Origin of the sequence: Sphingomonas sp. Leaf22 (assembly GCF_001421715.1) — a bacterium.
Classification (GTDB): domain Bacteria; phylum Pseudomonadota; class Alphaproteobacteria; order Sphingomonadales; family Sphingomonadaceae; genus Sphingomonas.
Map to the genome: position 1 here is coordinate 32,666 of NZ_LMKP01000020.1, position 10,542 is coordinate 43,207.

10 protein-coding genes and 1 pseudogene are annotated in these 10,542 nt (G+C 63.3%); 7 read left to right on the forward strand and 4 right to left on the reverse strand.

Going from position 1 to position 10,542, the window contains the following annotated elements; translation table 11 throughout:
* The first annotated feature begins 222 nt into the window (after nt 1-222).
* Genes ASE70_RS10405 through ASE70_RS10430 form a run of 6 tightly spaced genes read left to right on the forward strand, consistent with a single transcriptional unit; the run spans nt 223 to nt 7,729 of the window.
* Nucleotides 223-1,230, forward strand: coding sequence for an SDR family oxidoreductase (locus ASE70_RS10405; RefSeq protein ID WP_056504458.1), 1,008 nt, complete (start codon nt 223-225; stop codon nt 1,228-1,230).
* A complete protein-coding gene (locus ASE70_RS10410; RefSeq protein ID WP_056504433.1) occupies nt 1,227-3,053 on the forward strand; it encodes a glycoside hydrolase family 15 protein in 1,827 nt (608 codons plus the stop codon). Before ASE70_RS10405 ends, ASE70_RS10410 begins: the two co-directional genes overlap by 4 nt.
* Nucleotides 3,054-3,102: 49 nt before the next feature.
* Nucleotides 3,103-3,996 (forward strand): SDR family oxidoreductase, encoded by an 894-nt coding sequence (locus ASE70_RS10415; protein WP_056504435.1) that lies wholly within the window; start codon nt 3,103-3,105, stop codon nt 3,994-3,996.
* Between the two features lie 27 nt (nt 3,997-4,023).
* Complete coding sequence (locus ASE70_RS10420; protein ID WP_235519791.1) at nt 4,024-5,391, forward strand: alpha/beta hydrolase; 1,368 nt, start codon at nt 4,024-4,026, stop codon at nt 5,389-5,391.
* Entirely contained in the window at nt 5,388-6,914 is a 1,527-nt protein-coding gene (locus ASE70_RS10425) for a GMC family oxidoreductase (RefSeq protein ID WP_056504437.1), read from the forward strand. Before ASE70_RS10420 ends, ASE70_RS10425 begins: the two co-directional genes overlap by 4 nt.
* A gap of 11 nt (nt 6,915-6,925) precedes the next feature.
* Nucleotides 6,926-7,729, forward strand: a complete 804-nt coding sequence (locus tag ASE70_RS10430; protein WP_056504440.1) for an SDR family NAD(P)-dependent oxidoreductase — start codon at nt 6,926-6,928, stop codon at nt 7,727-7,729.
* A 49-nt stretch (nt 7,730-7,778) separates the two neighbouring features.
* Here ASE70_RS10430 and ASE70_RS10435 read toward each other — a convergent pair whose 3' ends face one another.
* The 3 genes from ASE70_RS10435 to ASE70_RS10445 all read right to left on the reverse strand — a co-directional run bounded on the left by ASE70_RS10435 (nt 7,779) and on the right by ASE70_RS10445 (nt 9,810).
* Nucleotides 7,779-8,738 (reverse strand): IS481 family transposase, encoded by a 960-nt coding sequence (locus tag ASE70_RS10435; RefSeq protein ID WP_056504467.1) that lies wholly within the window; start codon nt 8,736-8,738, stop codon nt 7,779-7,781.
* A gap of 441 nt (nt 8,739-9,179) precedes the next feature.
* Nucleotides 9,180-9,569 (reverse strand): type II toxin-antitoxin system VapC family toxin, encoded by a 390-nt coding sequence (locus tag ASE70_RS10440; protein WP_056504444.1) that lies wholly within the window; start codon nt 9,567-9,569, stop codon nt 9,180-9,182.
* Complete coding sequence (locus ASE70_RS10445) at nt 9,562-9,810, reverse strand: AbrB/MazE/SpoVT family DNA-binding domain-containing protein (RefSeq protein ID WP_056504445.1); 249 nt, start codon at nt 9,808-9,810, stop codon at nt 9,562-9,564. The genes ASE70_RS10440 and ASE70_RS10445 overlap by 8 nt, the downstream gene beginning before the upstream one ends.
* A 267-nt stretch (nt 9,811-10,077) precedes the next feature.
* Between ASE70_RS10445 and ASE70_RS10450 the strand changes: the two are divergent.
* Nucleotides 10,078-10,335 (forward strand): annotated as a pseudogene (locus ASE70_RS10450) (recombinase family protein); the annotation flags it as partial.
* A gap of 80 nt (nt 10,336-10,415) precedes the next feature.
* On the opposite strand, the gene ASE70_RS19855 reads toward ASE70_RS10450, so the two are convergent.
* The coding region (locus ASE70_RS19855; protein WP_156356158.1) for a transposase at nt 10,416-10,542 on the reverse strand (127 nt) is incomplete at its 5' end.

Below are 10,542 nucleotides of genomic sequence, written 5' to 3' on the forward strand. Positions count from 1 at the left end.
CCCTTCAAGAGGGTCAGAGCCTACGAGCGTAACGATCCGAAGACCAATCCATGAGCGGTCCTAGGCTAGTATGCCGCGATCCGATGGATCGTATTCGAATAGATATAATGACCGAGCTGCGGATATGATGCGGGCCGAAGACGTTCCCGTCTTGATCCCCAGGCGCATCGTGCGCCGGTCATTCTACCTCGGGGCATTATCACAATGTTTTGCGAGGCTGATATGGCGAAGACCATAGTGGTGACGGGCGGCAGTGCAGGCATCGGACTTGCCATTGCCGAGAAGTTTGCGATTGCCGGTTGGCAGCTAGGCATCTTGGGGCGCCACCGGGCTCGGCTCGAGCAAGCGCAGGCGATGCTTTTGTTGGCAGGCGCCTCAAAAGTCCTGGCGATCAGTGTCGACGTCGTGGACGCAGACGCGGTCGACGCCGCCGCAGCGCGAATAGAGGATGAGCTTGGGCCGATCGATGCCTGGGTCAACAACGCTATGTCCACCGTCGTCGCGCGTGCGGATCACATTACCGCCGCCGAATACGCCCGTGTTACGGCCACGACCTATCTGAGCCAGGTGCATGGGACTCTCGCCGCTCTCCGTTATATGAAGACGCGCGACAAGGGCGCCATCATCCAGGTATCCTCAGGCCTCGCGCTTCGACCCGCACCACTCCAGGCGGCGTATTGCGCCGCCAAGGCCGCCGTAACCGGGTTCACGGACTCGCTGCGCGCCGAGCTGATCGCCGATAAAAGTAGGATCACCTTATCCGTCGTCTACCTGCCGGCGGTGAACACACCGCAGCCGACCTGGGCCCGCAATCATAGCGGTCGCGAACAAGTGCTGCCTGATCCGCTGTTTGATCCGCGGCTATGCGCCAAGGCGGTGCAAGAGGCGGTGGAGCGGCCACAGCGCGAATTCTGGGTCGGACGCTCGACCGCCATGATGGCGCTTGGGCAGTCACTTGCGCCTGAGTTCGCCGATCAGCAGGCGGCCAAGCAGATCGACGCCATGACCGGTGACCCCGCACCGGACCGCGTCGGCAACCTCGACGAACCGGGCGAAGGGCCAGCTGCCATCGATGGGCCGTCGCCCGACCGTGTAAAATCGAGCCGCCGTGAGATCTTCTCTAGCCGACAACGGGACCTGCTTAAGGTCGCGGCAGCGGGTGCCCTGCTCAGCACAGGTGCAGCAGCAGGCTTTAGCCTAAGCCGGCTCCTGCCGCGACTTCGCCCATGAACGGTCTGCTCGACGTCGTCCGCGGCAAGATCGCCGCGCCTGTGGCAGGCGGCACCAGGGTCGATGGCTATCTTGCACTGGAGGATTACGGCGCGCTGGGTGACGGTCGCTCGGTAGCGCTGTCGGGGGCCGACGGTTCGATCGACTGGTGGTGCGTTCCCAACCTCGACTCTCCGCCACTGTTCGACCGATTACTTGATCCGGAGGAGGGTGGCCGCTTCGTCATCGCGCCGGTCGAGAGCTTCGAGGTGGAGCGGCGCTACCTGCCCGACAGCAACGTACTTGAGACGATCTTCACGACAGCGTCAGGTCGCGCCAAGCTGACGGAATCGATGAACAGCGGCACGGCAGGGCGACTGCCTTGGGCCGAACTTGGTCGTCGCATCGAAGGGCTCGACGGCTCTGTCAGGTTCCAGCTGAATATGCGTCCGGGGCGTCGCGCAAACGGCGCCAGTCCCTATCAGTCGACGATCGGCAAGCACGCCGTCTTCCATGTCGGCACGGTGCTTGGGCTGCTGCTCCATAGTGAAGGCATCACGGTCGAACGCTCCGACGAGGCAGTGACGGCTGAGTTCACGGTCGTGCAGGGGCAGCGGGAGATCGTAGCGATCGTCGCCGGCGAGGACGAACCGCTGATCGTGCCTAAAATCGATAAGATCGACGAGCGCATCGATACATCCGATGCGGAGTGGCGAGTGTGGTCCGAGCAGATCGAATATGACGGCGACCGGCGACCGGAATTCATCCGCAGCGTGCTCGCACTCAAGCTGCTGCTGTTCTCGCCGTCGGGCGCAATCGCCGCGGCCGCCACGACATCGCTGCCGGAGGGTATCGGCGGCAAAAAGAACTACGACTATCGCTACGCGTGGATCCGCGACGCTGGCTACACCATCAAGGCCTTCCTGGCAGCAGGTGCGCAGGCGGAGGCCAAGGCGGCGTTCAGCTGGCTGCTGAAGCGATTGGAAGAGCATGGCGCGCGGGTCTGCTACTCGCTCGATGGCGCCATCGTACCAAGCTTGAGCGAGATCGAAGTGCCAGGCTATCGGCGGTCCACACCCGTCCAGATCGGCAACGCGGCGACCGACCAGCACCAGCATGGCATCTATGGGGACATCTTCGAGACGGCCTCGCGCTTCGTCGAGTGCGGCAACATACTTGATGCATCCAGCGCCGAACTTCTTTCACACCTTGCCGATGAGTGCGCTGACGTGTGGCGCAAGAAGGATGCCGGCATCTGGGAGCTGGAGGAGTCCCAGCATTATACTATGTCGAAGGTCAGTTGCTGGCAGGCGCTGGCGCGTGCCGTCGAACTCGCCGACGAGGGTCAGCTGCCCACTACGTGTCGCGAACGTTGGTCGCGTGAGCGCGACCGGATTGCCGGATGGATCGAGGAGAACTGCTGGTCAGAAACCAAGCAGGCGTTCGTTTTCTATCCCGGCAGTGAGAAGCTCGACGCCTCCCTTGCGCTGATGGTGCGCTTCGGCTTCGACGGCCGTCAGCGGCTTGTAAAAACCCTCGATGCGATCGACGCCGAGCTCGGCGCTGGGCCCTATCATTATCGCTACACTGACGTCTCCGCCGAGGAAGGCTGCTTCCTCGCATGCACCTTCTGGATGGTGGAGGCACGCGCGCTGCTCGGTCAGCGTGAGCGCGCCGAGCAGGTGTTCAACGCCATCACCACCGCTCTCGACCGCGGGGTCGGCATAATGACCGAGATGGCCGATCCGCGCACCGGCACGTTCCTTGGCAACCTTCCGCAGGGCCTGTCGCATCTAGCGCACGTCATGGCGCTCGATGTGCTCGCGGCCGAGGATGATTGCTGACGGCCTTCGACACTTTCCCACCACGTCACACCCAAGCTGGAGCAATTACATGACCGATCGTCTGACCATCCAGGACCCGCGTACGCAATATCCCCAGCCCCCTTTCCCTCGGCAGCCGCAGCCCGTCCCCGGCCTTGCATCCGACATGGATCCGAAGCCCGATCACGGCGAAACGAGCTATGTCGGTGCCGGCAAACTCAAGGGCCGCAAGGCGCTTATTACGGGCGGTGATAGTGGGGTCGGTCGCGCCGCGGCAATTGCCTATGCGCGCGAAGGAGCCGACGTCGCGATCTCCTACCTTGAGACCGAGCAGTCGGATGCCGATGAGGTCATCAAGCTGATCGAGGCGGAGGGTCGCACAGCCGTCGCGCTGCCCGGCGATATCACCGACGAGGCATGGTGCCGCGAGCTCGTCAGCAAGGCCAATGAGGCGCTGGGGGGCATCGACATTCTCGTCATCAATGCGGGGCGCCAGCAGAACCGCGAGGACATCTCTAAGGTTAGCTCGGACGATTTCGACAGGACAATGAAGACCAACCTGTACGCCATGCATTGGATCACTCAGGCTGCGGTGCCGCACCTGCCGACCGGCGCGAGCGTCATCACCACCGCCTCGATCCAAGCTTACGAGCCGTCGGCGATCCTGCTGGACTATGCGACCACCAAGGCGGGGATCGTCGCTTACACAAAGGCGCTGGCCAAACAGCTGCTCGAGAAGGGCATACGCGCCAACGTGGTCGCACCGGGCCCTTTCTGGACCGCGTTGCAGGCGTCGGGCGGCCAGCCCCCGGAGGCGGTCGAGAAGTTCGGTTCGGAGAGCCAGTACGGCCGTCCCGGTCAGCCTGTCGAGTTGTCCGCAGTGTATGTGCTCCTCGCCAGTCAGGAGGCAAGCTTCATCAGCGGTGAGGTTTACGGCGTCACCGGCGGGGCAGGCGTGGCGTAGGATTGGTGCGGCAGCACCGGTGCACTGGTGCTGCCGCTCGTGAAAGCCGGAGGGCGTATGAACCGGGTATATTTCCTTCATGCACTGGGCGCGAGCGCACGCGAGTGGGATCAGGTAATCGCCGACCTCGGCGATGTCGGCGCTTGCGTCCCGCTCTGCCTACCCGGTTTCGGCGGCAGCCCGGATGCCGACCTTGATGTCGCGGGGCTAGTCGACTGGTTCTCCGAACAGGTGGCTGCGCATCAGCCACAGAGCTGGGCAGTGGTCGGGCACAGCATGGGTGGCAAGATTGCCACGTTGGCCGCCGCGCGCGCTCGCGATGGCGACCCTGCCTTCGCAGGCCTTGCCGCAGTAGTGCTGCTGGCCGCGTCTCCTCCCGCCTCCGAGCCGATGGCCGAGGAGCGTCGCGCCGAGATGATCGACTGGTTCGCCAACGGTCGGATTGGTCCGGACGAAGCGGCGACGTTCGTCGATGCCAACACAGCACAGCGCTTACCCGAACCGCTACGCACGCAGGCAATCGCCGACGTGGAGCGTTCCCGACGCCTTGCCTGGACCGGCTGGCTGAAGCGCGACAGCCGCGAGGATTGGAGGGAGGCTGCGGGGACGCTTGCGGTGCCGGCGCTGATCGTCGCCGGTGGTGAGGACGGGGATCTGGGCGAGGACGCGCAGCGGCGGCTTAACCTGCCGCACTATCGCAACGCGCGCGTCGAAGTGGTGGCCGGCGCCGCGCATTTGTTGCCCTATGAACAGCCCGCTGCGGTCGCGACCTTGATCCGGGATCACATCACTCAGGCCTTCGCACGAGCATTGCCCGCGCCGTTCGTTGCGCTCCTTGCCTCCGATCGGGTCAGCCGCGGAACACGCGCGGTAATGACCGAGCGGCACGCCGCACCGCCGCGAGGCAAGGTGCTGTCGCCGCAGCAGCGGGCGGTGCTCGCCGCCTTGATCGAGACGGTGCTGCCAGGTGCCGCCGATCCAGTCGATCTCGCCGCCCGGATCGATGCGATGCTGACAAGCGGGATCGGCGACGGCTGGCGCAGCGCCGAACTGCCCGCCGACGCTGAGGGTTGGACGTCGGGCCTGGACACGCTAGATCACCTCTCCAGCAGCTTTGCCGACGCTTCGCCAGCGGATCGCGAGCAATGCCTGCAGTCGATCGCCGACGAGACCGCCGACACGGAGGGCGGTGCCTTCGATCCGCGCCAGATGCGATTATGGTTCGCCGAGGCGCGCTCCGAGATCGCGCGTCAATGGATGGCGCTGCCGGCGACCATGGCGCGGATCGGCTATGACGGTTTCGCCGTCGGCGGCGACGGACCGCACAAGCAGGGATATCGGCTGACCGCGGCCGACATGATCGAAGACTGGCAGCAGTTGGAGGTGCAGGCATGAGCGCGGCAGCGGACGTGACTGACGTCGTCATCGTCGGCAGCGGCGCGGGCGGCGCGCCGCTCGCCGCGCGGCTCTCACAAGCGGGCGTCTCGGTCATCGTGCTGGAGGCGGGGCGCGCCTTTCGGCCCGACGATCATGTCGCCGACGAACTCGCCGCCGACATCTATTGGATGGAAGAGCGGCTGAGCGGCGGCGCCGACGCCACCGCCTTCGGCGCCAACAATTCAGGCATGGGTGTCGGTGGTTCGACGTTGCACTGGGGTGCCTTCTGCCCGCGGCCCGACGCGCGCGACCTGCGGTTGCGCAGCGAGAGCGGGCGGGGCGAGGACTGGCCGATCGCCCACGATGAATTGATCGGTTATATCGACGCGGTCGAGCGCTTCATCGGCGTGTCCGGCCCCGCGCGCTATCCCTGGGACGTGGGGCGGCGCTACGAATTGCCTCCGGTCGCGCGCAATGCGCCCGCCAATGCGATGGCACGCGGTTGCACCGCACTCAACATCATTGCGACCGACGCTCCCGCTGCTCTGGTCTCGCGCGACCGCGAGCAGCCGCATTGGGGCGAGCGCAAGGCGTGCATCAACTGCGGCACCTGCCACCAGGGCTGTCGCACTGCCGCCAAGGCGACGACCGACACGAGCTGGTTGCCTCTCGCCGTCGCACATGGTGCCGAGGTGCGGGCGGAGTGCCGCGTCGTCGACATCGAACGCGACGGCAACGGCCGGGTGACCGGGGTAGTCTATGTTTGTCGCGGCGAGCGTCGACGCCTATCCTGTCGCGCGCTGTTTCTGTGCGCCGGCGGGGTCGAGACGCCGCGATTACTACTCAACCTCGATCTCGCCAATTCAAGCGGTCAGGTCGGGCGCAACTTCATGGCGCATGTCGCGACGCAGGTGTGGGGTCGGTTCGATGCCGACATGCGGATGAACCGCGGCTACCCCTCGTCGCTGATCACAGAGGACATGATGCGGGCCGGCGACGCCGACCATGCCGGCGGCTATTTGATCCAAAGCCTAGGCGTGATGCCGGTGACGCTCGCCACCAATTTAGCGCGCGGTGCCGGGTTGTGGGGGCGGGCGTTGGTCGACCTTCTCGACGATTACAACCGGTTGGGTGGAATCGGCATCAATGGCGAATGCCTGCCGTCCGACGACAACCGGCTGACGCTGGCGGACGAGACCGACGCCTATGGATTGCGCAAGGCGCGGATCGACTTCAGCTACGGGCCGAACGAACGCGCGATCGACGCTCATGCGCGAAAGACGATGACCGCGATCTGGGAAGCGGCGGGCGCGCGCGACATCTTCGCGGTCGACCGCTCGGCGCACACGATCGGCACGTGCCGGATGGGCCAAGACGGCGACCGTGCCGTGGTCGACGCCGACGGACGCAGCTTCGATATCGACAACCTGTTCATCTGCGACAATTCGGTCTTCCCGAGCGCGCTTGCTGCTAATCCGGCGTTGACAATCATGGCACTGTCGCTGCGCACCGCCGACCGTTTCCTCGCGACGCGAGGTTGAAGGAGAGAGACATGGATCTGGGTATCAAAGGCCGCATCGCGTTGATCAGTGGAGCAGACTCTGGCATGGGAAAGGAAACTGCGCGGCTATTGCTTGAGGCAGGAGTCCGCGTCGCGATCACTGACAAGCCGGACGGCACGCTGGATGAGGCGGTCGACGAACTGTCGCCGCTTGGCGAGATCGTCGCGGTGACCGGGGACGTCACCAAGCTCGACGAGGTCGAAGCGATCTGGCAGCAGGTCCGCGAGAAGCTGGGAGAACCCGATATCTACGTCAACGCTGCCGGCGTCACCGGCGCGACCGGCGACTTCCTCGATGTCAACGATGCCGGTTGGCTCGAGACGCTGAACATCAATCTGATGGGGGCGGTGCGGATGTGCCGCGAGGCGATACCGGCGATGCGGACGAAGGGCTGGGGACGGATCGTGCTGTTCGCGTCCGAGGATGCAGTGCAGCCGTACGTTGACGAACTCGCCTATTGTGCGTCGAAGGCAGGTATCCTCAGCCTCGCAAAGGGACTTTCCAAAGCCTACGGCTGCGATAACGTGCTGGTCAACACCGTGTCGCCGGCGTTCATCGCAACACCGATGACCGATGCGATGATGCGCAAGCGCGCCGAGGAGAAGGGTACCACCTTCGACGAGGCGATCTCCAGCTTCCTCAACGAAGAACGGCCAGGCATGGTGCTGAAGCGGCGGGGCAAGCCGGAAGAGGTGGCAGCGGCGGTCGCGTTCTTCGTCTCCGAACGCGCCAGTTTTATAAATGGCGCTGGTATCCGTGTCGACTCCGGCTCAGTGTTCACCATCGCGGGGTGACCAGTTGGAACACAGGCTGCGGCATGCATAGCTGCCAGACAAGCCAAACCTAGGTGTTTAGTCCCGGCATCTGGTGGATCGGGTCGACGATGAACCGATCTGGCTCTGACGTCCAGATCTTGGCGATGTATTCGTAGGGTGTAAGCCCGCTGAGTGTCTTGAGCCGGCGGGCAAAATTGTAGGCGGCCATAAAGTCGGCGAGATGCGTCCGCAGCTGGTCGTGGCTTTCGTAGTGGAAGCGTTTGACGGTCGCCTCCTTGATGGTCCGGTTTATTCGCTCGACCTGACCGTTGGTCCACGGATGGTTCGGTTTGGTGAGCCGGTGCTCGATGTCGTTTGCTTCGCAGATCATGTCGAAGCGCATCTGACGGGACCAGGCGGTGTTCCGGTTGCGAGGCTGCTCGGCGAACTGGATGCCGTTATCGGTCAAGATCGTGTGGATGCGGTAGGGCACGGCTTTCAGCAGGTGCTCGAGGAACTCCCATGCTGTCCGGCGATCAGCCTTGTCTACCAGCTGGGTGACGGCGAACTTGCTGGTGCGGTCTATGCCGACGAACAGGTAGAGCTTGCCTTCGGCGGTCTGTACCTCGGCGATATCGATGTGGAAGAAGCCGATCGGGTAGCGCTTGAAGCGTTGCCGCTTTGGCTTGTCGCCTTCGATGTCCGGCAGGCGCGAAATGCCGTGTCGCTGAAGGCACCGATGCAGCGCTGAGCGGGTCAGGTGCGGGATCGATGGCTGCAACGCATAGAGGCAGTCGTCGAGCGGCAGCAGCGTGTGGCGCCGGAACGCCACAACCATTGCCTCCTCCGCCTCGGTCAGGGTCGTTGAATGAGGGGCCTTCGGCCCGGTCTTCAGATCCTCAACCGTTACCCGCTTTCGCCACTTGGCGACCGTCTTGGGATTGATTCCCAGCTCACGGCTAAGCGTCGAGAGCGAAGCTTGCGATCGCTGTATTGCTGCTCGGACGGCGTGCGTGGTCGTGGCGCACCCATGACGTACCTGTCCCATGCGGCTTCCTTCCATTCCAACGAAAGGATCGCACCATCAAATCGTGGGATCAAACACCTAAGGCCCGAAAGCTGCCGGTCGGCAAAGTCCCCAATTGTAGCCGTTGAGACCTGGGTTCAGCACGGAGTTCTTTCTCGCCGCAACACCGCCTTGCCGGACGTCCTCGAGGCGGAGGCAGAGACGCTCCTCGTTACCCCCGCAGGGAGGTCAACGGTCCCGTTTGATTGGGTTCCGTATGGTCCTCGTTGGTTAAGACCTCAGCCGGACCAAGCGAGCAAATCGACCAGAAATCTATACGTCGTTCTCCCGCGGAAAACAGACCAGCTTGGAACCAGTGCACTTAGAGTATACTCTACCAGTACCGCGAACGGACGGCAGGGTCTGATGTTGAAAGGGGAGGGGGTGGGCAGGCTGACGGAGATCCCGAGCCCGGGCTGTCATTCAGCTACGGATATTTGTCGTGACGACGGTTGCGTCTGCCTTCGTCAGGGCGGCATCAGTCGTATAGATTTCCGCGTTGAGATCGATCGCCAGCGCCAGGCAAGCGCGATCCCCTAGTGACAAGCCAAGCGACCGGGTGGCGGGGCGCAGGTCACCAATCAGCATTGCCTGACCATGTGTCAACGGCCGAACGTCGAGATGCAGCCCACCCAAGGCCTCCCTGACCTCGTCGAGCGAAAGACCACGTTCGCGCAGCTTGGACACAACTTCTGCAAGGTTCGTGGCGCCAATCAGGGAGCGGGTCAAAACCCTTACGACCTTATCGGCTCCGGGCTCATCATTGAGCAGGCAGAGAAGGGCTGACGCATCGAGGACGATCTTGTTACTCATGCTCGGCCTCGGCACGCCGGTCCTCGATCAGCTCGTCGGCCAGGTTCGATCCTTCGGGGATATGACGGCGCAGGATTGCGCGCGAGCGCTCCAGCGCCTTGGATATCGACCGTACCCGCAACTCGCCATTGTCGATATCCACCATGACGGTATCGCCTGCGCCGATGCCAAGCTCACGACGCATAAGAGCGGGTATGACTAGCTTGCCGCCCTCCACGATCTTGACCCGCTGCGCCTCCATCTGACGATCCCTTCATACTGACCAAGATTGGCAAACAGGTATCATAACTGTAATTAGGTGTCATCGGACAATAAGGCACGATGCATTGATTCAATATCTCACCTCCGAGTGTGACCATCAGAGTATGATTACTGGCTCATATGGGTGATCCAGCTTGGCTAGGCTACGATATATCGCTACCGGAACTTAGTAGCCATACTCGTTGAGTACGGCTATCTTGGGTATACCCATTTGAGCCGAGAAACTATGAGCACGCAGCAAAACAGCATGATCCGGGCAGCGCGGGTGTATCTGCGGGTCAGTACCGACGAACAGGATCTGGCGCGGCAGGAGGCGATCGCTGCCGGCGCGCGGACCGCCGGCTTCTATGTCGCTGCCGTGTACCGGGAGAAGGCGTCGGGTGCGCGGCCCGATCGGCCCGAACTGTTGCGCATGGTCGATGACCTGCAACCCGGCGAAGTCGTGATCGCGGAGAAGATCGACCGGATTAGTCGCTTGCCTTTACCCGAAGCCGAACTGCTAGTTGCAACGATCCGGGGGAAGGGGGCTCGCTTGGCGGTGCCGGGTATCATCGATCTGTCCGACCTAGGGTCAGGACTCGTTGATTACAGCCAGAAGATGATGGTGGCAGCCAGGGCGATGGCGGAGAAGAAGGCGGTCGGGCAGCGATCGTAGCGGGTTGCGACGCGGCGCCAGTCCTTGAGGCGGCCAAACATGATCTCAATGCGGCTG

Coding starts and splice junctions, on each gene's coding strand:
- ASE70_RS10440 (WP_056504444.1), bottom strand. CDS start 9,569: ATGAGTAACAAGATCGTCCTCGATGCGTCAGCCCTTCTCTGCCTGCTC.
- ASE70_RS10410 (WP_056504433.1), top strand. CDS start 1,227: ATGAACGGTCTGCTCGACGTCGTCCGCGGCAAGATCGCCGCGCCTGTG.
- ASE70_RS10425 (WP_056504437.1), top strand. CDS start 5,388: ATGAGCGCGGCAGCGGACGTGACTGACGTCGTCATCGTCGGCAGCGGC.
- ASE70_RS10435 (WP_056504467.1), bottom strand. CDS start 8,738: ATGGGACAGGTACGTCATGGGTGCGCCACGACCACGCACGCCGTCCGA.
- ASE70_RS10415 (WP_056504435.1), top strand. CDS start 3,103: ATGACCGATCGTCTGACCATCCAGGACCCGCGTACGCAATATCCCCAG.
- ASE70_RS10430 (WP_056504440.1), top strand. CDS start 6,926: ATGGATCTGGGTATCAAAGGCCGCATCGCGTTGATCAGTGGAGCAGAC.
- ASE70_RS10405 (WP_056504458.1), top strand. CDS start 223: ATGGCGAAGACCATAGTGGTGACGGGCGGCAGTGCAGGCATCGGACTT.
- ASE70_RS10445 (WP_056504445.1), bottom strand. CDS start 9,810: ATGGAGGCGCAGCGGGTCAAGATCGTGGAGGGCGGCAAGCTAGTCATA.